The organism is Pseudonocardia sp. ICBG1293, from assembly GCF_020131355.1.
Taxonomy (GTDB): domain Bacteria; phylum Actinomycetota; class Actinomycetes; order Mycobacteriales; family Pseudonocardiaceae; genus Pseudonocardia.
This window is the reverse complement of record NZ_JAHLEL010000038.1, coordinates 318,494-338,887: the sequence shown is the minus strand read 5'-3', so window position 1 is coordinate 338,887 and position 20,394 is coordinate 318,494. Positions and strand designations below refer to the sequence as shown.

Below are 20,394 nucleotides of genomic sequence, written 5' to 3'. Positions count from 1 at the left end.
CTCAGACCTTCACGTAGGCGCGCAGGGTCACATAGCCGGTGACCCCCGCGACGAGGGCCCCGGCGGGCACGAGCAACGCCGAGACCACCAGCACGTCGGTGATCCGGACCGGCGGGATCACGCCGGCCTGACCCATCGCGGCGAACAGGTCGTCGACGACGGCGTACTTGGCCGCGACCAGGCCGATCCCGGCGAGGGCCCCGCCCACGGCCCCGGCGATGGCGGCCTCGACCAGGAACGGTAGCTGGGTGGTCCAGCGCGTCGCCCCGACCAGTCGCATCACGCCGACCTCGGTGCGCCGCATGAACGCCGAGACCTGCACCGTGTTGGAGATCAGCAGGATCGCCGCGAACGCCTGCACGACGGCGAGCGCGAACGCCACGTTGCGCACGCCGTTGAGGAAGTCGAACAGGGTCCCGACGACGTCGCGCTGGTCGATCACGCCACGCACCCCGGGCCGCCCCTCGACGGCGGCCCGGGCCGCCGCGGCACCCGCCTGCTGGTCGGTCAGCGTGACCCGCAGGGTGGCGGGCAGCGACTGCGGCCGGGCGACGTCGGCCACCGACTGCCCGGCGAACAGCTCGCGGAAGCGGGTGTAGGCCTGCTGCTGGGACTCGAACGCGACCCCACCGACGCCCGGGGCGGCCTCCAGCGCGCTGCGCACCGACGCGCACGTCGGCCCGCTGCAGTCGGGGTCGGTCTCCGAGACGTCCGGGGTGAGTGCCACCTGGATCTCGAGCCGGTTCGTGTAGAGCGCGGAGATGTCGTCGATCGTGCGCAGCACGAGCAGGCCCGCGCCGACCGACATCAGGGTGACCGCCGTGGTCAGCACCATCGCGACGGTCATCGTGACGTTGCGGCGCAGACCGGAGGAGACCTCGCGGGTGAGCAGGGCGGGGCGCATCTACCGGCCCGCCCCGTAGACCGCGCGGGCCTCGTCACGCAGCACGCCGCCGTCGGACAGCTCGATCACCCGGCGCCGCATCGCGTCCACGATCGACGAGTCGTGCGTGGCCATGAGCACCGTGGTGCCCGCGCGGTTGATGCGCTCCAGGACCTGCATGATCTCCCGCCCGGTCTCGGGGTCGAGGTTGCCGGTGGGCTCGTCGGCCAGCAGCAACGGGGGCCGGTTCACCGACGCCCTGGCGATGGCGACGCGCTGCTGCTCGCCGCCGGACAGCTCGTGCGGCAGCCGCTCGGCCTTGCCCTGCAGCCCCACCATCTCCAGCAGCTCGGGCACGGCGACCCGGATCTCCGAAGGCCTGCGGCCCAGCACCTCGAGCGCGAACGCGACGTTGCCGGCGACGGTCCGCTTGGGCAGCAGCCGGAAGTCCTGGAACACGCAGCCGATCCGCTGGCGCAGCTTCGGCACCTTGCGCCGGGGCAGCCCGGCGACGTCCATGCCGTCGATGAGGATCGAACCGGAGGTGGGCACGTCCTCGCGCAGCAGCAGCCGCAGCAGCGTCGACTTGCCCGACCCGGACGGCCCGATCAGGAACACGAACTCGCCCGCCCCGACCGTCGCGGAGACCCGGTCCAGCGCCGGCCGCCCGGACGCCGGGTAGCGCTTGGTGACGTCCCGCAGCTCGATCACGGAGCGGGACGGTACCGCCGCCCGGAGTACACGGGCCGTGACGACACGCCCGTCAGGCCGGTCCGGCGGTGACCGGGTCCCGTGACGGGTCCAGCGCGCCCACGAGCCGGTCGAGCACGGGGACCGCGGCGCGCAGGGCGGCCGCGTCGGCGCCGTCCAGGTCGTCGAGGGCGCGCCGGATCTGCCGCGTCCAGGCGGCGTCGAGGAGCGCGCGGTGCCGGGCCGCCCGGGCCGTGGGGTCCAGCAGCGCACGCCGGCCGTCGGCCGGGTCGGCACGGCGCTCGACCAGGTCGCGCTCGAACAGCGACCGGACGGTCGTGCTGACGTTGCTGGACTGCAGCCCGAGGCCGCGGGCCACCGCCGAGACCGGGTGCCCGGGGCGCGCCGAGACCCACCGGAGCACCTCGTGCTCGGATCCGGTGATCGCGTCGAGGCCCACCGCGCGTTCGCCCGAGGCCCGCAGCACCCGCGACAGGTCGTGGACGGCCGCCACCAGCGCCGCCCAGTCGTCGCGCCCCTTGATCCCGGTCACAGCCCCGATACTACTCGACGGTTCATATATATTTTCATAGCTGATCTGATCGTCGCCGGAGAGGACCGTCATGACCGTGGGTACCGAGCAGGCCGCGCCGAGGACCGCGCGCGGCCGCACCGTGCCGGACGGCGTGTGGATCAGCGTCCTCGCGCTGCTGACGGCCGTGGCCCCGCTGGCCACCGACATGTACCTGCCGGTGCTGCCGACGGTGGCCACCGAGCTGGGCGCGTCGGCGTCGGCGGCGCAGCTGACGCTGACCGCGTTCCTGGCGGGACTGGCGGTCGGGCAGCTGGTGATCGGACCGCTCTCGGACCGCTGGGGACGTCGGCGCCTGGTCCTGGCCGGCACGGTCCTGCTGTTCGTCGCGTGCCTGGCCGCCGCGGTCGCGCCGTCGGTCGCGGTGCTCGTCGTCGCCCGCTTCCTGCAGGGCTTCGGCGGGGCGGCCGGCCTGGTGCTGAGCCGCGCGATGATCTCCGACCGCACCACCGGCGCCCGCACCGCGCAGCTGTTCTCGCTGATGATGGCGATCAACGGCATCGCGCCGGTGGTCGCACCGGTGATCGGAAGCTCGGTCGGCGGGGTCGTCGGCTGGCGGGGCATCTTCGTGGTGCTCGCCGGATTGGCGCTGCTGATGCTCGTCTCGTCGCTGCTCGCGGTGCACGAGACGCTGCCGGCCTCGGCCCGCACGACCGGCGGGGTGCGGCGGACCGTCTCCGACGTCGGCACGCTCCTGCGGCGGCGCCGCTACGTCGGCTACGTGCTCGCCTTCGCCACGTCGTTCTCGATGATGTTCGCCTACATCTCCGGGTCGCCGTTCGTGCTGCAGCAGACCCTCGGGCTCTCGACGACGCAGTACGCCCTCGCCTTCGGGGCGAACGCGGCCGGGCTGGTGCTGGGCAACGTGGTCAGCAGCCGGCTCGCCGCACGGATCGCGCCGCGCCGCCAGCTCGTCGTGGCCGTCGGCGGGCTGGTCGTGCTGTGCGCGGCGCTGCTCGTCGTGGTGCTGCTCGGTGCCGCGCGCTGGCCGGTGCTGGTCCTGTTGTTCTCGACCCTGGCCACCCTCGGTTTCGTGATGGGCAACAGCGCGGCGCTGGCGACCGGCGAGGTCCGCGACCGCGCCGGGGCCGGCTCGGCCCTGCTGGGAGCCACCCAGTTCGGCCTGGGGGCCCTGGTCTCCCCGCTGGTCGGGGCGAGCGCGACGGCGATGGCCGTGACCATGCTGACCGCCGCCACGCTCTCCGCCGTGTCGCTCGCCGCCCTGACCCGCGGCGCGACCGCACCGCGCTGAGCCCGGCACCGCCGTCCGGCCCGCCCCGGCTCGCGCCCGTCGAGATCCAGACCAGAGCTGCCCGTCGCCCCCGCCCACGACCCTCGGCTGCATCGCCACCAGCGCGAGCCCGACCGTCCGCGACGCCGAGATGCACCTCAGCGGGAGTTGTCGATCTCCGCGACCCGCTGAGCTGCATCTCGACGTACCGCGGCCGGGTCGGGGCGAGGCGCGAGCCGCGAGCGGCCGTCGTCAGGGGGCGGTGATCTCCACCGGTACCCCGGGGTCGCTGAAGGAGACGGTCACCGCGCCCGGCACCCCGGCGCCGGCGTTCTGCGTCCCGGTGGCCGGGGCCTGCGGCTCCAGGCGGAGCCGCAGCAGCCGCCCGCGGTCGGCGGGGGCGGCGTCGGGGGCGCCGAGCCAGGCGGTGAAGCGGGGGGTCGGCGAGACCAGCCCGGCGAGCTCGTCGAGGTGGGTCGCGACGGCGGGTTCCGGGGCCGCGGCCCGGGCGGCGGCGAGGTCGACCGTCCCGGAGTGGGTCGTCGCCGGGACGCCGTCGACGTCGGTCGTCCCCGGCGCGGCCACGACGTCGCGCAGTCCGGGCGCCGCGTGCAGCATCCCGCCGACGGCCCCGACCGGGAGGAGCCCCGTGGACAGCGGCTGCCAGCGGTCGCTCCCGCCGAAGCGCACCCAGGCCCGGTCGTCGACCACCCGGACCTGGGCGCCGCGCGTGCCGAGGGCGACGGTGAGGTCCGCCGCGAACGGGGTGAACCGGGCGGGCCCGGAGGCCCGCACCGGGCCGGTGACCGAGTCCAGCTCGACGTCGACCCGGGCCGACCCGGCGTCGGCGAGCGCGGTACCCGCGGCGGCCACGGCGTCCTGCGCCGACGGAGCGGCGGCCGCGGGCGGCGCACCGTCACCGGACGGCTGCTGCCCACCGGGCGTGCACCCGGCCAGGGCGAGGACGAGGAGCGCGCCGCAGGCGACGCCGGCGCGGAGACCCCGGCTCACGAGGCCGATTCGGTCTGCTTGCGCCAGCGGATGCCGGCCTCGATGAACTCGTCGATCTGGCCGTCGAGCACCTGCGAGGGGTTGCCCTCCTCGTGCTCGGTCCGCAGGTCCTTCACCAGCTGGTAGGGGTGCAGCACGTAGTTGCGCATCTGGTTGCCCCAGGACGAGCCGGCCTCCTTGAACGAGTCGCGCAGCTCGCGCTCCTCCTGACGGCGCCGCTCCAGCAGCTTGGCCTGCAGGACCGCCATCGCCGAGGCCTTGTTCTGCAGCTGGGAGCGCTCGTTCTGGCAGGCGACGACGATCCCGGACGGGATGTGGGTCAGCCGCACCGCGGAGTCGGTGGTGTTGACGCCCTGGCCGCCGGGCCCGGACGCGCGGAACACGTCGACCCGCAGGTCCTTCTCGTCGATCTCGATGTGGTCGGAGGTCTCGACGACCGGGGCCACCTCGACGCCGGCGAACGAGGTCTGCCGACGCCCCTGGTTGTCGAACGGCGAGATCCGCACCAGGCGGTGGGTGCCGGCCTCGACCGACAGCGTCCCGAACGCGTACGGCGTGTGGACGGCGAAGGTGGCCGACTTGATCCCGGCCTCCTCGGCGTAGGACGTCTCGTAGACGTCGGTGCCGTAGCCGTGCCGCTCGGCCCAGCGCAGGTACATCCGCAGCAGCATCTCGGCGAAGTCCGCGGCGTCGATGCCCCCGGCCTCGGACCGGATGGTCACCAGGGCCTCGCGCTCGTCGTACTCGCCGGAGAGCAGGGTGCGGACCTCGAGCGAGGAGATCTCGCTGCGGAGCTTCGCGCGCTCGGCGTCGGCGTCGGCGACCGCGGACTCGTCGCCCTCGTCCTCGGCGAGCTCGTAGAGCACCGGCAGGTCGTCGAGCCGGCGGCGCAGGTCGTCGAGCCGGCGCAGGTCGCCCTGGGCGTAGGCCAGCCGGCTGGTGATCTGCTGGGCGGCGTCGACGTCGTCCCACAGGTCCGGCCGGCCCGCCTGCTCGGACAGTTCCTCGATCTCCTGGCGCAGCCGGGGCACGTCGGCGACGGCCTCGATGCTGGACAGCGTGGTGTCGAGGTCCTTCAGGTCGGCCTGGACGTCGGAGTTCACAACGGTCGAGGGTACGCGGGGCGGGACCCGGCTCAGTCCTGGGGGATCGCGTCGATCAGCTTGATCATCGCGCGGGTGTGGGCGACCGCGAAGGCCGCGACCGGGCGGCCGTAGGGGTCGTCGGTCGCGCGGGCCGCGGCCCGGGCCACGGCGAGGCGCTCGGCGTAGGCCTCCCGGGCGGCGGCGACGAGCTCGGTGCGCTGCTTGACCGTCAACGTCCCCGCGTGCAGGAGCCGCAGCACGAGCGGGCTGCGCACGGCGTCGGCGTCGCCGCCGCCGGCGAGCCAGTACTTGAACGAGCGCTTGCCGGCCGCGGTGATCACGTACTGCTGGCTGGCCCGCGGCCCCTGCTTGCCCAGGCGCAGCAGCGCCTCCTCGGTCAGCGCGGGCAGCTCGCGGTAGACCTGGCTGCGGGTGACGGAGAAGAAGAGCCCGAACCGCTCACCGGCCGCCGCCACCAACTGTCCGCCCGTCATCGGGCCGCCGTGGAGCAGGCCGAGGAGCGCTGCGGCGGTGGCGTTGACCGGTGTGACGGGTGCCATCGTCCGACGGTCCCACGTCCGCGCCGGGCGCGCGAGTCCACAGCGCACATCCGCCCTGAGCAGACGGGGTGCACTGTGGCCTCGCGCGGCCGGCGGGTGCGGATCAGGCGACCGTGAGCGAGGCGATCCGCTCGCGGGACACGGCGACGTCGCCGTACTGGCCGGCGAGCCGCTTGGCGCGCTTGTAGAAGAAGTGCGCCTCGTGCTCCCAGGTGTAGCCGATACCGCCGTGGAACTGGATCATCGCCGCGGTGGCCTGCAGCGCCACGTCGCTGCTCTTGGCCTTGGCGACGGCCACGGCCAGCTCGGCGCTGTCGAGCCCGGTGTCGACGGCGTGCGCGGCGTAGAGCACCGCGTGCTCGGCCATCGTGACCCCGACGTGCAGGTCGGCCAGTGCGTGCTTGAGCGCCTGGAACGACCCGACCGGCACGCCGAACTGGGTGCGCTCGCGGTCGTAGGCGACCGTGCGGGTCAGCGCCTCGCGGGCGATGCCGATCAGGTCCGCGGCGACCAGCACGGTCGCCCGGTCGGTCAGCAGCCGCTGGAGCTCGACGGTGGTGCCGGGCAGCGCGTCGGCCGTGCCGCCGCTCAGCGAGGCGAGCCGGGTGGTGCCGTCGTAGCTCCCGACCGGCGACGCGGCGGCGCCGGTGACCAGGGCCAGCCCGGGCAGGCCGTCCGCGGCCGGGGCGACGACGACGTCGGCGAGCGCGCCGTACTCCACCACCGGCAGGCCGGTCGCGGCGCTGCCCCGGGCGGTGAACGCACCGACCGCCTCCCCGGCGGCGAGCTTCGGCAGCCAGGCCGCCTTCTGCTCGTCGGAGCCGGCGAGCCGGATCGCGTCGGCGGCCAGGACGGTGCCCCGCCACGGCCCGGGGGCGACGCCCGCCCCGAGCGCGCGGGCGATCACCTGGGCCTCGACCAGCCCGAGCCCCAGTCCCTCGTGGTCCTCGTCGACGGTGACCGCGGTCCAGCCCTGCTCGCCGGCGGCGCGCCACAGCGACTCCGGGTTGCCGTCGTCGGACGGGTTCTCGACGACCGTCCGCACGGCGGCGAGGTCGAACCGCTCGGCCAGGTAGTCGCGCACCGCGGCGCCGAACTCCTGCTGGTCCTGGGTGAGTGCGAAGAACATCGGTGACTCCTCCTGCGGATCAGCGGGGCAGGCCGAGCACGCGCTCGGCGGTGACGTTGCGCTGCACCTGGGACGAGCCGCCCCAGATGGTGACCGAACGCGACCACATCGCCTGGGCGTGCAGCGGCCGCAGGTCGGTGCCGTCGGGCAGGGCGTCGAGCGTGGCGTCCTCGCCGAGGATCCGGTCGTAGACCTCCCACAGGTCCTGGAACGCCTCGGACCACTGCAGCTTGGTCATCGACGCCTCGAATCCGAGGTCGCGACCCTGCTCGACCTGGGTGAGCACGTGCATCGAGTGCAGACGCAGGCACTCCAGCTCGGTCAGGACGCGGGCGAGGTCGTCCCGGATCACCGGGTCGTCCGCGCGGCCCAGCCTCCGGGCGACCGCCGCGATCTCGTCGTACTGACGACGGAACTCGGTGTACTGCGAGATCCCCGACGCACCGCGCTCGAAGGACAGCAGCAGCATCGCGGTGCGCCAGCCGTCGCCGATCTCGCCGAGGCAGTCCGCGGCGGGGACGCGGGCGTCGTCGAAGAAGACCTCGCCGAACTCGCTGGCCCCGCTCATCTGGCGCAGCGGGCGCGCGGTGACGCCGGGCTGGTCCATGTCGATCAGCAGCATCGAGATGCCCCGGTGCTTCTCCGACCCGTCCTCGGTGCGGACCAGCGTGAAGATCTTGTCGCCGTGCACGGCGTTGGTGGTCCACACCTTCTGCCCGTTGACGACGAAGTCGTCGCCGGCGCGCACACCCTTCGTCGACAGTGCCGCGAGGTCGGACCCGGCACCCGGCTCGGAGAAGCCCTGGCACCACACGACCTCGTTGCGCAGCAGCGGGCCGATGATCTCCTTCTTCTGCGCGTCGGTGCCGATCGCCATGACCGTCGGCGCGAGGAACGTCAGCCCGAGCGGGTTGACCGTGCGCGGCGCCTGGGCGCGGACGGTCTCCTCGTCGTAGATCGCCTTCATCCCGGGGGTGCCGCCCCGGCCGCCGTACTCGACGGGCCACTGGATGCCGGCGAAGCCGGCGTCGGCCTTGTCGCGCTCCCAGTCGCGGCGCAACCGGAAGCTCTCGGAGTCCTCGAGGGACTCCCAGAAGCCGGGGCGGGTCCACTCCTGCGGGATGTGGGCGCCGAGCCAGGAGCGCAGCTCCGCGCGGAACTCCTCCTCGGCCGGGGTGAAGGTCAGGTCCATCGATGAGCACCCGTTCTGCGTGTGAGGTCGGCACTGTCCCGCCCCGGAGCCTTCCATACCCGCCGGTAACCTGCCTCCCGCGGCGTGTCCGTGGCCCGGACGGTATGCAGGGAGTAGCCTTCCGGTATGCGCAGCGAGCGGGTGACGGTCACGCTGCCGGCGGAGCTGGTGGCAGAAGCGAGGGATGCGGTGTCCCGCGGATCCGCGGCGAGCCTGTCCGCCTACGTGGCGGAGGCCGTGCAGGCACGCCAGGACCGGGACCGCTCCCTGGCGACCCTGGCCGACCTCTACGGCGGTCCCCCGCCGGCCGACGAGCTGGATGCCGCGCGCCGTTCGCTGCGCCCGGTCCCGCCCGTGGCCGTCGGCTGAGCCCGCGATGATCGGCGGGCGCGTCCTCGACTCCTCGGCTCTGGCGGCCTTCGCGACCGGTCGCCCCGTCTACATGCGCGCCCTGGTGTGGGCCGCGGTGGAGGAGAACATCGTGCTCGCGGTGCCGAGCGCCGCACTCGGGCGCGCGTGGTCGATGGTGGACGCCGAGCACCACGCGGCACTGCAGGTCCTGCTGGGCCTGCCGAACACCGTGATCCACGAGCTGTCCCCCGAGAGCGCCCAGGAGGCCGGGCTGCTGCTCGCCTCCCAGGGGCTCGACGACATCGTGACCGGCCAGGTCGTCACCGCCGCGCGACGGCGCGGCTGGCCCGCCGTGACCGGCGACCCCGGGGCGCTGCGCAAGCTCGACCCGATGGTGCCGATCGAGGAGCTGCCCTGAGCCCGCTCAGGCGCTCTCGTCGCGCAGCCGGGCCCGCAGGCGCGCCAGCTCGTCCTCGGTGAGCCCGTTCTCGCGCAGCCAGCCGACCGGGCCGCCGTGGCGCTCGTCGAGCAGGCGCAGGAACTCGGCCATGACCTCGGCCCGCGGGCGGTGCCGGTCGAGCTCCTCGGCGGGCGGCATCGGCTCCCCGGCGGCGGTCGTCCACTTCTCGAACAGGGCGTCGATCCGGGTCGCGGACAGCGCGTAGTCGGCGGTGATCTCGTCCCGGGGCACCCCGACCGCGGCGCAGACCAGCGCGACGAGCACGCCGGTGCGGTCCTTGCCCGCGGCGCAGTGCACGACGGTCGCCCCGGAGTCCTGTCCCGCGATCCGGCGCACGCCGTCGACGACGTACTCGCCACGCCCCTCCAGGTAGGCGAGGTAGTGGCCGAGCATGGGATCGGCCGCGGCGTGGGCCTCGCCGCCCTCGGGGAGCGCGATGCCGGTCTCGGGGATGAAGCTGAGCCGGTGCACCGGGACCCCGGCGTCGGCGAGGGCGCCCAGGCCGTAGGTCGTGCGCTCGTGGTCGGTGCGCAGGTCCAGCACCTGGGCCACACCGAGCTCCTCGGTGAGCAGGGCCACGGCCGCCGGGCCCAGTCCCTCGAGGGACTCGGTGCGCAGCAGGACGCCGGTGCGGACACGACCGCCACCCTCGAGCGGGAGTCCGCCGACGTCGCGGGCGTTGGCGAGGCCGTCGACGGTCAACCAGCGGTCCGGCACGAGATCGGTCACGGCTCCAGGGTAGGCAGCGCGGGGCCGTCGGTGCAGCGGTCACCGCCCATCGGCACCACGACGGGGCGCCGCGCGGACCCGGTGCGGGAGGCCCGGCGCACGGGTCACGACGCAGGGGTCACCGGCCGGGCACCGGCGGGCGTCGCAGTGCGGGGGGCAGCGCCCGGGCGCCGTCGCCGTGGGCGGCGGCGGCGTCGTCGGGGTTGACCAGCCGGCAGGTCGTCATGGACAGGCAGCCGCAGCCGATGCAGCCGTCGAGGCCGTCGCGCAGCGCGGTCAGCGCGTCGATCCGCTCGTCGAGCCGATTGCGCCAGGACCGCGACAGCCGGGCCCAGTCCGACCGGGTCGGCGTGCGGTCCGCGGGCAGCGCGTCGAGGGCGGCGCGGACCTCCTCCAGCCCGATCCCGATGGACCGGGCCGCCCGGACGAACGCGAGCCTGCGCAGCACGCTGCGCCGGTAGCGGCGCTGGTTGCCCGAGGTGCGGGTGGCCGTGATCAGCCCCTCGCGCTCGTAGTAGCGCAGTGCCGAGTGCGGGAACCCGCTGCGCTCGACGATCTCCCCGATGGTCAACAGGTCGCCCGTGTCCATCCCGTCCCGCCCCCTCGTCGCCGTTCCCGCCACCGTTCCGCGCACCGGCACATCCCGTCCAGACCTCGAGTCCACTCCAGTATTGCGCCGTTCGTCGTGCGTCCGCCACCTGCGGGGACCGCCGTCCGTCGGGCGGGGCACACCGTCCACCGGGTTGCGTCACCCCCGCCCTCAAGATCACGGAACAGGTGAACGGTGCCTGTCACGCGACGACCGACACCCCCGGGGCTGGACCCCCGCGACGGGGCCCTCTACGGTGATTCCCAGTCATCACGGCCCGATCACGAGCGGGCTGGAGCCGGACTCCCCGACCGGCTCACCCGGGACCCCCGACCCGGCCGTTCGTGCGCGGCGCCGTCCGTGATCTGAAAGGCGTTTCCTTGCCCGGACACCGCTCCCCCGGTGGCCACCACGGGTTCCCCCGACCCGTGGCGTCCACACCCGCAGCCTCGGCCGCTGCTCCGTCCTTCCGTGCGCCCCGGCACGGCGGCCCCGCGCACGCCGCGCGTCGTGCCGGAACCCGCACGGCCGCCACCGGCGCCGCGTTCGGCGTGCTCGCCTCCGGCGCGTTCGCCGCGATCGTCCCGACCACGCTGGACGGGACCTCGACGCAGGCCGACGCCGAGGAGGGCGGCACCACCGCCGCCACGGCGCTGGCCGCCTACACCGCGGACATCCCCTCGGCCACCACGGCCACCGACGGCTCGACCAGTGGCTTCTTCAGCCCGGTCTCGTTCGCCCAGCCCTCCGCCGCCTCCGGCACGCTGCAGTCCGCGGCCCCCGCCCAGGACGCCGACCTCGCGTCCATGGGCAAGGCCCACGAGATCGCGACGAAGATCGCGGCCGAGCACGCCAAGGCCGCCGCCGCCGAGCAGGCGCGCAAGGCCGAGAAGGCCCGGATCGACGCGATCGTCGCCCAGGGCGGGCTCGACGGCTGGATCGCCGAGGCGCTGGACCACATGGGGCTGTCGCAGTCCTACGCGTCCGGGCTCAAGCGGATCATCCTGAAGGAGTCCAACGGCAACCCGCACGCCATCAACAACTGGGACTCCAACGCCGCGGCCGGCAACCCGTCCGAGGGCCTCATGCAGGTCATCCCCTCGACGTTCGCGGCCTACGTGCACCCCGACTTCGCGGACCGGGCCATCACCGACCCGATCGCGAACATCACCGCGGGCGTCCGCTACATGATCGACCGCTACGGCGTCGACACCCTCGACGCCGGCGGCCGGATCGGCAGCCACGGCGGATACATCGGATACTGAGCGACGTCCTGACGTCAGGAGCGGCGGCCACCGGGAACCCGGTGGCCGCCGCCGTCGTTGTCGGGGCGAATCGTAAACTTGTCTTTAGAGGTCATTTCAGAACGAGGTCGACGTGTCTGTTGTAGACGACAAGCGGCTATCTGACCTGCCGTTTGATCTGTCGTCGAGGGGTCAATGGAAACTCGACAAGTCGTTCTGAAACGACCTCTTAGAGGTCGCGCGGATTGGTTGGTGATCATGGACGTCGTGCAGGTCGGGCGTTCCAGCGGTGTGTGGTCCAGGCCTGCCGAATCAAGCTACGGAGTGTGACGATCGTGTCGGCGAGGTCGAAGAACGCGTCGACGACGATTTCTCGTCGTTCGTAGCAGCGCTGCAGCCGGTTGAAGCTGTTGTGCCAAGCGTTGGTCCGCTCGACGTGCCAGCGGCGGGTGGCCTGGATCGGCGCTTTCTCACCCTTGTGCGCGATCTCGCCGTGCAGGCCTCGTTCGGCCAGCGTGTCGCGGGTCTTGCCGGAGTCATAGCCGGCGTCGAGGTGCACGGTGATGTCGTCGGGCAGCGGGCCGAGAGCATCGAGGCGGTCGAGGGTGGGGCCCAGTAGCGGGGAGTCGTGCCGGTTGGCTCCGGCCAGGACTCGGCCCAGCGGGATGCCGTATCCCTCGACGAGCACCGAACGTTTCATACCCTGTTTGCGCCGGTCCACCGGCGACGGACCGGCGACCTCGCCGCCGCCGGGGGCCTTGGTGATGGCGCCATCGACGGCGATGTCGTGCAGCAGCAGACCGACGATGCGGTCGTAGGCGTCCAGGACGATCCGACGCAGCTGGGCGAAGACCCCGAGCCTGATCCACTCGTCACGACGATCGCGGATGGTGGTCGCCGAGCAGGTGCTGTCAGCGATGCCCTCATACGAGCAGCCGAACCGCAGTACCTGCAGGAGCTTGTCGAACACGATCCGATCCGCGATCCGGCGGCGATGGCAGCCCAGCGGATGGGTGGGATCGAACTCGTCTCGATGAGGCAGCAGCGCGGTGAACTGGTCCCACAACGGCTCGGTCAGCCATGATGGCAGGGTGGGCACGCGGCCTCCAGACGATCACGAAGCGTAGATAACTTCATGATCGGCAGGCCCGTACCCGCCCTCGCCCCCAGACACTCGACCGCGGCCAAGCTGTGACCAATCCGCGCGACCTCTTACCCGACCGTGCCCGAACGAGGAGCTGCCGCTCGTGACGTCCCCCGGTGGAGCACCCGCCCCCCGCACCGGAACGACGGCCGGGGGCGCCGCGCCCTCCCGGTTCCGTCCGGAGCTGCAGGGGCTGCGCGCCCTGGCCGTGGTGCTGGTGGTCGTCTACCACGTCTGGGTCGGCCGGGTCTCCGGCGGCGTCGACGTGTTCTTCCTGATCACCGGGTTCCTGATCACCGGTGGTCTGTACCGGGCGGCGGCGCGGGGCGGGATCGACGTGCTCGCCACGTGGCGGCGCCAGTTCTCCCGACTGCTCCCGGCGGTCACGGTCGTGCTCGCGGCCGGTGTGGTCGCCGGGTTCGTGCTGCTGCCGGAGAACCGGTGGATGCCGACCGTCCGGGAGACGGTGGCGTCGCTGCTGTTCCTGCAGAACTGGGAGCTGGCGCACAACTCGGTCGACTACGCGGCCCGGGACGACGCGGCCAGCATCGTGCAGCACTTCTGGTCGCTGTCCATCCAGGGCCAGTTCTACCTGCTCGCGCCGCTCGTGGTCGCCGGAGTCGCGATCGCGACCCGGCGGGACGGGGCGGACCTGCACCGCCGGCTCACCGGCACGCTGCTCGCCGTCGGCGGAGTCTCGTTCGTCTGGTCGGTGTACCTGACGCTGGTGAACCAGCCGCTGGCCTACTTCCACTCCGCGACCCGGGTCTGGGAGTTCGCACTCGGCGGCCTGCTGGCGCTGTGGATCTCCCGGATCGAGGACAGGCCGGAGCTGACCCCCGGCACCCGTGCGGCGCTCGGCTGGGGCGGGGTCGTCGCGCTGGTGTCCTGCGGGATCCTGCTGCAGGTCGAGCGGGCGTTCCCCGGCTGGGCCGCGCTCTGGCCCACCCTCGCCGCCTCGATGGTGCTGGTCGCCGGGCGGTCCGGGCACCGGTTCGGCGTCGACCGCCTGCTGTCGGGCCGGGTGCTGCGCACCATCGGCGACCTCTCCTTCCCGCTGTACCTGTGGCACTGGCCGATCCTGACGCTCACGCTCGTGCGCACCGGGCAGGAACGGCTGGACCTGGAGCAGGGTGCCGCGGTCATCGCGGCGTCGTTCGTGCTCGCCTGGCTGACCCACCGGTTCGTCGAGCAGCGGGTCGCCGCGCTCGACGTGCGCCGCGCGCTGCGCACCGGCGGGGTGCTCGCGCTCGCGGTGCTCGTCGCGGCCGGCTCCTGGTACGGGCTGGCGGCCGCGCGGTCGTCGACGACGGTGCTCGCGGGCTCGCCGTCGCACCCGGGCGCGGGGGCGCTGTCCCCGCAGTTCGACCTCGCCTCGATGGACCCCGCCGACGCCGAGCTGACCCCGTCGCTGGTGCAGGCGCCCGACGACTGGAGCTACCACCGGACCACCTGGGACTGCGGGCCCTCGGAGCACCGCACCGAGCTCGAGGTGTGCTCCGTGCCCGCGCCGGACCCGGGGACCTCGCAGCGGACGGTCGCGGTCGTCGGCGACTCCCACGCCCAGCAGTACGCCGCGACGCTCGCGGTGATCGCCGAGCAGCGCAACTGGTCGATGGTGGGCATGTTCCGCGGGGCCTGCCCGATGTCGGTGCGCTCGGAGACCGTCGCCGACGACCAGGGCTGCACCGACTGGAACGCCGCGGTGCACGACGAGCTGGTCGAGATCCACCCCGACGCGGTGCTGACCCTGGCCAGCCGTGACGTGCGGCCCGGCCTCCACGAGCAGACCCCCGAGGGGTTCGTGCAGGCCTGGCAGCGCCTCGACGCGGCCGGGATCCCGGTCGTCGCGGTCCGTGACAACCCGCGGTTCGAGTTCAACGTGGTGGACTGCGTCGCCACACAGGGCCGCGGCGCACCGGACTGCGGGGTGGACCGGCACACCCTGTACCCGCCGCAGCCGCCCTGGTCGGTGATCGGTGGCATCCCGCCGAACGTGGTGTTCGCCGACGTGTCCGACGGCATCTGCGACCCGGCGGTGTGCCCCAGCGAGGTGGGCAACGTGCTCGTCTACATGGACGACAACCACCTCACCGCGACCTACGCCGAGACCCTCGCCCCGACGCTGGCGACGGCGTTCGACCACCTCGGCTGGTGACCCTCAGGCCGGGCGCACGCTCCGCCCGGCCACCGAGACCACGTCGCCGCGGCGCAGCTGGGCGCCCCGGCGGTGCTCCGGCGCGCCGTTGACGGTGACCTCGCCCGCCTCCAGGATCTCGCGGGCGGCCGCGCCGTCCTCGGCCAGACCGGCGAGCTTGAGGAACTGGCCGATCCGGATCGGCTCCTCGCGGATGGGCACGTCCTGCGGGGTCGTCATGGCCCCAGTGTCCCCGCCGTAGCATCACCCGGCGTGGGTGACCACTACTTCAGCGCCACGCCGTCCGTCGCGAGCCACCGCGGGTCGGTCCGCCTGCACACGTCCGGCGTGGACCTGTCGCTGGTGACCGACACCGGCGTCTTCTCGCACAGCCGTCTCGACCGGGGGACGAAGGTGCTGCTCGACACCGCGCCGATGCCGCCGGTCCGCGGGCCGCTGCTCGACGTCGGCTGCGGCTACGGCCCGATCGCACTCACCCTGGCCACCCGGCGCCGCAGGCTGCCGGTCTGGGCGGTGGACCTCAACGAGCGGGCACTCGGCCTGACCCGGGAGAACGCGGAGGCGGCCGGGCTGGGCAACGTCACCGCCTGCCGGCCCGAGGAGGTCCCCGACGACCTCACCTTCGCCGGGATCTACTCCAATCCGCCGATCCGCTCGGGCAAGGCCGCGCTGCACGCGCTCCTGCGGCACTGGCTGCCACGGCTCGACCCGGACGGACGGGCCTACCTGGTCGTCGCGAAGAACCTGGGCTCGGACTCGCTCCAGCGCTGGCTGAGCGACGAGCAGGGCTTCCCCACGACCCGGCTGGCCTCCGAACGCGGCTACCGGGTGCTGGAGGTCGCAGCGGCGCCCTGAGCGGGCGGGAGCAGGCCCTCGACGAGCGCGTCCACCACGTCTTCGGTCGGGGTGTCGGGGTCGATCGACAGGGTGAGCCGGTCCAGGAGCAGCCCGTCGACGGCGTAGTGGAACAGGGCGATCTCGGCGGGCCCGCCGGGCAGCCCCGCCGACCGGTTGTAGGCGACGTCGGCGGTGAACCCGGTGCGCAGCCACTCCCCCACGACCTCGGCGACCTCCGGGCGCCGGGCGGCCTCCAGCCGCAGCTCGAACAGGGCCAGTGTCACGTCCCGCTCGGCGCTCAGGCGGCGCACGATGTCCCGGATGTGGTCGGCGAACATCGCCGGTCCCGCCTCCCCCGTGCGCAGTCCGGCGACGGTGCCGGGGTCCGGTGCCAGGCGCTGCCCGATCCGGTCGGCCAGTGCGCGGACCAGCTCCGCGCGGCTGCGGAAGTAGTTCGACGCCGTGCCGGTCGGGACACCCGCCTCCCGGTCGAGGGCCCGGTGGGTCAGCCCCCGGGCGCCCTCGCGGGCCAGGACGGCCAGCCCGGCGTCGGCCAGGCGCTGCCGGCGGTCGTCGTTGCGTGCCATGCGGACACCGTAGACGAACCACGACGTCTGTTGTAGTTTCCGTTGACCACGACAGCCGTCGTGGTCACCCGGATCCGGAGGTCTGCCCGTGCGCGAGCTCGTCTACTACGTCGCCGTCTCCCTCGACGGCCGCATCGCGGCGCCCGACGACACCTTCGACGACTTCCCGCAGACCGGCGACCACATCGACATGATCCTGCGCGAGTGGACCGACACGATCCCCGCGGTGGGCCTGCGGATGCTCGGGCTCACCGCGCCCCGCACACGCTTCGACACCGTGCTGATGGGCTGGAACACCTACGCCGCGGGCCTGTCGGTGACCACCGACCCGTACCCGCACCTGGAGCAGTTCGTGCTGTCGCGCAGCCGCCGTGCCGACGCGGTGCCGCCGGGGATCACCCTGACCGGTCGCGACCCGGTCGAGCTCGTCCGCGAGCTCAGGCAGCGTCCCGGCGCGGACATCTGGCTGTGCGGGGGCGGGCGGATCGCGGCCGCGCTGTCCGGGGAGATCGACCGGATGGTGCTGAATCGTGCTCGGGGCGGGCAAGCCCCTGTTCGACGGCGGCGGTCACGATCCGCGGTCGCTGCGGCTGGTCCGCTCGACGCCGTACCGCTCCGGCGTCATCGTCGCCGAGTACACACGCACCCCGTGACAGCACGACGGCCCCCGGGGAGTCCCCGGGGGCCGTCGTCGGTGGTAGCGGGGGCAGGATTCGAACCTGCGACCTCTGGGTTATGAGCCCAGCGAGCTACCGAGCTGCTCCACCCCGCGCCGAACGGAACCGCGTGCATTCCGTCTGTGTTGTAGGCACAACCTTACACACCGGGCCGGACCCCGCCCGCAGGGGGGTCCGGCCCGGCGGTCGTCAGCCGCCGGCGCCCTGGAACGCGGCGACCGCGCGGTCCAGCGCGGCCAGCGCCTCGCCCTGCCGGGCGAAGTCACCGGACTGCTGGGCCGCCTTGAGCTCGGTCAGCGCCGCGCGGATCTGCTGCGCCGCAGTGGCCTGGGCCGCGTTGGGCGCCGCGGGGGTCTGGGCCCCCTGGCCGTTCGGCGTGGCAGGCGTCGCCGGCTGGGCGGGCTGCCCGGTCGTCGGGGCGGCTCCGCCCGCGGCGGCACCGGCACCGGCACCGAACACCTCGTCGAGGGCACGGGACAGGCTCGCGTCGTAGCCGAGCCGGTCGCCGTAGAACACCAGGACGCGGGCCAGCTGCGGGTAGGTCGAGTTGTCCTGCCCGCCGGCACGCTCGATGTAGACCGGCTCGACGTAGAGCAGACCACCGGCCACCGGCAGCGTCAGCAGGTTGCCGTAGTCGATCGTGGTCTGGTTCTGCCGCAGCAGGTTCAGCTCCGACGACACCTCGGGCGAGCCGAGGAACCGGGCCTGGACCTGCTGCGGGCCGAGCGTCTGGGTCTCGTTGGGCAGCTGCAGCACCGTGAGCTTGCCGTAGGTGTCCGGGTCCGAGCTGGCCGAGACGTACGAGGCGAGGAACTGCCGCCGCAGGCTCACCAGCGCGCTGGTGAGCTGGAACGACGCGCCCTCCTGCCCCGGCAGCCCCGCGTAGATGTAGTACGGCGGCTGCGCGTCCTGGCTGCCGCCGTTGCCGCCCTGCACGGTCGGGTCGGACGGGACGTCCCAGAACGACACGGTGGAGAAGAACTCGTTCGGGTCGTCGACGTGGTAGCGGGTCAGCAGCTCACGCTGGACCTTGAACTGGTCCTCCGGGTAGCGCAGGTGGGCCTGCAGGTCCGGGGTGATCGCCGAGCGCGGCTCGACGGTGCCCGGGAACGCCTTCTCCCAGGTCTGCAGCACCGGGTCGGACTCGTCGAAGGCGAACAGCCTCACCGTGCCGTCGTAGGCGTCGACCGTGGCCTTCACCGAGTTGCGCAGGTAGCTGATCGTGTCGTTGGGCAGCTGCTGGCCGCCCGGTCCGAGCCGGGAGTCCGACGTCGCGTCGCCCAGCTCCACGCGCTCGGCGTAGGGGAAGTTCTGCAGCGTGGTGTAGCCGTCGATGATCCACTGCACGCGCCCGTCGACGACGGCCGGGTACGGGTCGTTGTCCAGCGTCAGCCACGGGGCCACCGCCTGCACGCGGTCCCGCGGGTTCCGCACGTACATGATCCTCGAGTCGGCGTTGATCGAGTTGTTGAACAGGATGTTCCGCTCGCCGTAGGCCAGCGCGAACACCGAGCGGTTGAACAGCCCGCCGATCGGGACGCCCCCGGCACCGGTGTAGGTGTACTGTGCCTCGTCGGAGTCGTACTCCCGCGGCGCGGTGCCCGGCTCGGCCCCGACGATCGAGTACTGGTTGTCCAGGAGCTCGCCGTAGTAGATGCGGGGCTGCTCGACCGGCACGAAGCCCTGCTGCTGGGTGTCGGAGACCTGGAAGTTCGGCAGACCGCCGGAGCCGCCCGCGTCCTCCAGCGCCTCGTTCACCTGGTTCGCCGGCGCGGCCACGATCCCGTTGCCGTGGGTGTAGACCAGGTGCCGGTTGATCCAGTCCTGCTGGTTGTTGACCAGGCCGTTGGCGTTCATCTCCCGCGCCGCGACGACGTAGTCGCGGGTCTGCCCGTCGACGGTGTAGCGGTCGATGTCCAGGTTCGGCGAGAACCCGTAGAAGTTCCGCCGCTGCTGGAGCTGGGTGAACGTGCGGTTCAGCTTGCCCGGGTCGAGCAGCCGGATGTTGGGGATGGTGTCGGTGTCGGCCCGCACCTGGGCCGGGGTCGCCTCCGAGGTGCCCGCGTACGGCGTGATGTCGACCTTGTCCGGGCCGATCCCGAAGGCGTCCCGGGTCGCCGCGATGTTCCGTTCGATCGACGGTGCCTCGTTGACGTTCGCGTTGGGCGCGACGACGAACTGCTGCAGGACCAGCGGGAACGCGGTGCCGACCAGGATGGAGGAGACCACCAGCATCACCACGGCGACGGCCGGGATCTGCAGGTTCTGGCGGAACGCCGCGACGAAGAACGCCAGCGCGCAGATCACCGCGATGACCAGCAGGATCAGCTTGGCCGGCAGGACCGCGTTGAGGTCGGTGTAGGTGGCGCCGTAGAACGTCTGCGCGTTGCGGTTGGACCACAGCAGGTCGTAGCGGTCGAACCAGTAGGCGACGGCCTTGAGCAGCACGAACACCCCGGCGAGCACGGCCAGCTGGGCGCGTGCGGCGGTGGAGACGAAGCCGGAACGGCCCGACAGCCGGATGCCGCCGAAGATGTAGTGGGTCACCAGCGCGAGCACGAAGCAGACCGCGACGGCGACGAACAGCCAGTTCAGGCTCATCCGCAGGAACGGCAGCGTGAACGCGTAGAAGCCGATGTCGTTGCCGAACTCGGGATCGGCGCGACCGAAGGGCGTGCCGTGCAGGAACATCTGCACGGTCTGCCACTGCGTCGGCGCCGCGAGCCCGGCGATCAGGCCGATCGCCACCGGCACGCCGACGGCGAACAGGCGCAGCCGCTGGATGATGGTGGTCCGGTAGCGCGCGACCGGGTCCTCGGGACCGGACACCGGCACGAAGACCGGCCGGTAGCGGTAGGCCAGCCACAGTGTCAGCGCGACCAGACCGCCCACCACCAGGGCCACGACCCCGAAGAGCACGATCTGGGTGAACAGCCGCGTGAGCTGCACGTTCCGGAAGCCGACCTCGCCGAACCACAGGTAGTCGACGTAGACGTTCAACAGCCGCGAGCCACCGAGCAGAAGCACTACGAGGACGCCCGCGGCGACCAGCAGGATCCGGGTTCGGCGGGTCAGCGACGGCGCTCCCACAGGGGGCCGCATGGACGACACGGGCACACTCCACAGTTCGGGTACGACACGTGGAGAGCGCGGCCGGCTGGGGCGACGGCACGGTTCTCCGTGGGCAACTGTACGGAGGTTCGGTGAAGTCGCGGTCGGGTCCCGGCGTGTCGGGACGAAAACGA

22 protein-coding genes and 1 tRNA gene are annotated in these 20,394 nt (G+C 73.0%); 7 read left to right on the top strand and 16 right to left on the bottom strand.

Going from position 1 to position 20,394, the window contains the following annotated elements; genetic code table 11:
* Nucleotide 1: 1 nt before the first annotated feature.
* From ftsX to KPF47_RS15370, 3 genes are read right to left on the bottom strand one after another with little or no spacing between them, the layout of a single operon-like run.
* Complete coding sequence (ftsX, locus tag KPF47_RS15380) at nt 2-904, bottom strand: permease-like cell division protein FtsX (protein WP_224389468.1); 903 nt, start codon at nt 902-904, stop codon at nt 2-4.
* Nucleotides 905-1,594, bottom strand: a complete 690-nt coding sequence (gene ftsE / locus KPF47_RS15375; RefSeq protein WP_224389467.1) for a cell division ATP-binding protein FtsE — start codon at nt 1,592-1,594, stop codon at nt 905-907.
* A 52-nt stretch (nt 1,595-1,646) separates the two neighbouring features.
* Nucleotides 1,647-2,198, bottom strand: coding sequence for a MarR family winged helix-turn-helix transcriptional regulator (locus KPF47_RS15370; protein ID WP_224389466.1), 552 nt, complete (start codon nt 2,196-2,198; stop codon nt 1,647-1,649).
* On the opposite strand from KPF47_RS15370, the gene KPF47_RS15365 reads away from it, so the two are divergent.
* On the top strand, nt 2,197-3,417 hold the full coding sequence (locus tag KPF47_RS15365) for a multidrug effflux MFS transporter (protein WP_224389465.1): 1,221 nt from the start codon (nt 2,197-2,199) through the stop codon (nt 3,415-3,417). The genes KPF47_RS15370 and KPF47_RS15365 overlap by 2 nt on opposite strands.
* A gap of 231 nt (nt 3,418-3,648) precedes the next feature.
* Here KPF47_RS15365 and KPF47_RS15360 read toward each other — a convergent pair whose 3' ends face one another.
* The 5 genes from KPF47_RS15360 to KPF47_RS15340 all read right to left on the bottom strand — a co-directional run bounded on the left by KPF47_RS15360 (nt 3,649) and on the right by KPF47_RS15340 (nt 8,373).
* The gene (locus KPF47_RS15360) at nt 3,649-4,407 is read right to left on the bottom strand and encodes a hypothetical protein (RefSeq protein ID WP_224389464.1); all 759 of its coding nucleotides are present in this window, start codon (nt 4,405-4,407) and stop codon (nt 3,649-3,651) included.
* Nucleotides 4,404-5,510 carry a peptide chain release factor 2 gene (prfB, locus tag KPF47_RS15355; protein WP_224389463.1) on the bottom strand — a complete coding sequence of 369 codons (1,107 nt, stop codon included), beginning with the start codon at nt 5,508-5,510 and terminating at the stop codon, nt 4,404-4,406. The genes KPF47_RS15360 and prfB overlap by 4 nt, the downstream gene beginning before the upstream one ends.
* A gap of 32 nt (nt 5,511-5,542) precedes the next feature.
* On the bottom strand, nt 5,543-6,052 hold the full coding sequence (locus tag KPF47_RS15350; RefSeq protein WP_224389462.1) for a helix-turn-helix transcriptional regulator: 510 nt from the start codon (nt 6,050-6,052) through the stop codon (nt 5,543-5,545).
* Nucleotides 6,053-6,155: 103 nt separating this feature from the next.
* On the bottom strand, nt 6,156-7,181 hold the full coding sequence (locus KPF47_RS15345) for an acyl-CoA dehydrogenase family protein (protein WP_224389461.1): 1,026 nt from the start codon (nt 7,179-7,181) through the stop codon (nt 6,156-6,158).
* A 19-nt stretch (nt 7,182-7,200) separates the two neighbouring features.
* On the bottom strand, nt 7,201-8,373 hold the full coding sequence (locus KPF47_RS15340; protein WP_224389460.1) for an acyl-CoA dehydrogenase family protein: 1,173 nt from the start codon (nt 8,371-8,373) through the stop codon (nt 7,201-7,203).
* Between the two features lie 189 nt (nt 8,374-8,562).
* On the opposite strand from KPF47_RS15340, the gene KPF47_RS15335 reads away from it, so the two are divergent.
* A complete protein-coding gene (locus KPF47_RS15335) occupies nt 8,563-8,742 on the top strand; it encodes a hypothetical protein (protein WP_224389459.1) in 180 nt (59 codons plus the stop codon).
* Nucleotides 8,743-8,749: 7 nt separating this feature from the next.
* The gene (locus KPF47_RS15330; protein WP_073578360.1) at nt 8,750-9,142 is read left to right on the top strand and encodes a hypothetical protein; all 393 of its coding nucleotides are present in this window, start codon (nt 8,750-8,752) and stop codon (nt 9,140-9,142) included.
* A 6-nt stretch (nt 9,143-9,148) separates the two neighbouring features.
* Here the strand turns inward: KPF47_RS15330 and KPF47_RS15325 are convergent, their stop codons facing one another.
* Both KPF47_RS15325 and soxR read right to left on the bottom strand, forming a co-directional pair.
* A complete protein-coding gene (locus tag KPF47_RS15325; protein WP_224389458.1) occupies nt 9,149-9,913 on the bottom strand; it encodes a tyrosine-protein phosphatase in 765 nt (254 codons plus the stop codon).
* A gap of 118 nt (nt 9,914-10,031) precedes the next feature.
* On the bottom strand, nt 10,032-10,502 hold the full coding sequence (gene soxR, locus KPF47_RS15320) for a redox-sensitive transcriptional activator SoxR (RefSeq protein WP_224389457.1): 471 nt from the start codon (nt 10,500-10,502) through the stop codon (nt 10,032-10,034).
* 428 nt (nt 10,503-10,930) lie between these two features.
* Here soxR and KPF47_RS40135 point away from each other — a divergent pair, with 428 nt between their 5' ends.
* Nucleotides 10,931-11,767: a transglycosylase SLT domain-containing protein gene (locus KPF47_RS40135; protein WP_224389456.1), complete on the top strand. Its 837-nt coding sequence runs from the start codon at nt 10,931-10,933 to the stop codon at nt 11,765-11,767.
* Between the two features lie 235 nt (nt 11,768-12,002).
* Here the strand turns inward: KPF47_RS40135 and KPF47_RS15310 are convergent, their stop codons facing one another.
* Entirely contained in the window at nt 12,003-12,845 is an 843-nt protein-coding gene (locus KPF47_RS15310) for an IS5 family transposase (protein WP_224386276.1), read from the bottom strand.
* 148 nt (nt 12,846-12,993) lie between these two features.
* On the opposite strand from KPF47_RS15310, the gene KPF47_RS15305 reads away from it, so the two are divergent.
* Nucleotides 12,994-15,048, top strand: coding sequence for an acyltransferase family protein (locus tag KPF47_RS15305; protein WP_224389455.1), 2,055 nt, complete (start codon nt 12,994-12,996; stop codon nt 15,046-15,048).
* Between the two features lie 3 nt (nt 15,049-15,051).
* On the opposite strand, the gene KPF47_RS15300 is transcribed toward KPF47_RS15305, so the two are convergent.
* Nucleotides 15,052-15,267, bottom strand: a complete 216-nt coding sequence (locus KPF47_RS15300) for an RNA-binding S4 domain-containing protein (RefSeq protein WP_224389454.1) — start codon at nt 15,265-15,267, stop codon at nt 15,052-15,054.
* Nucleotides 15,268-15,300: 33 nt separating this feature from the next.
* Here KPF47_RS15300 and KPF47_RS15295 point away from each other — a divergent pair, with 33 nt between their 5' ends.
* Nucleotides 15,301-15,903 (top strand): class I SAM-dependent methyltransferase, encoded by a 603-nt coding sequence (locus KPF47_RS15295; protein ID WP_224389453.1) that lies wholly within the window; start codon nt 15,301-15,303, stop codon nt 15,901-15,903.
* Here KPF47_RS15295 and KPF47_RS15290 read toward each other — a convergent pair.
* Both KPF47_RS15290 and KPF47_RS15285 read right to left on the bottom strand, forming a co-directional pair.
* Nucleotides 15,870-16,472: a TetR/AcrR family transcriptional regulator gene (locus KPF47_RS15290; RefSeq protein ID WP_224389452.1), complete on the bottom strand. Its 603-nt coding sequence runs from the start codon at nt 16,470-16,472 to the stop codon at nt 15,870-15,872. The two genes, KPF47_RS15295 and KPF47_RS15290, sit on opposite strands and share 34 nt — an antisense overlap.
* Nucleotides 16,473-16,577: 105 nt before the next feature.
* Complete coding sequence (locus KPF47_RS15285) at nt 16,578-16,724, bottom strand: hypothetical protein (RefSeq protein ID WP_224389451.1); 147 nt, start codon at nt 16,722-16,724, stop codon at nt 16,578-16,580.
* Nucleotides 16,725-17,002: 278 nt separating this feature from the next.
* On the opposite strand from KPF47_RS15285, the gene KPF47_RS38765 reads away from it, so the two are divergent.
* Complete coding sequence (locus KPF47_RS38765) at nt 17,003-17,125, top strand: hypothetical protein (RefSeq protein ID WP_255659649.1); 123 nt, start codon at nt 17,003-17,005, stop codon at nt 17,123-17,125.
* A gap of 42 nt (nt 17,126-17,167) precedes the next feature.
* Here the strand turns inward: KPF47_RS38765 and KPF47_RS15280 are convergent.
* Together KPF47_RS15280 and KPF47_RS15275 are read right to left on the bottom strand one after the other, a co-directional pair.
* A tRNA-Met gene (locus KPF47_RS15280) sits at nt 17,168-17,244 on the bottom strand.
* A 94-nt stretch (nt 17,245-17,338) separates the two neighbouring features.
* A complete protein-coding gene (locus KPF47_RS15275) occupies nt 17,339-20,251 on the bottom strand; it encodes a UPF0182 family protein (protein WP_224389450.1) in 2,913 nt (970 codons plus the stop codon).
* Between the last annotated feature and the right edge of the window lie 143 nt (nt 20,252-20,394).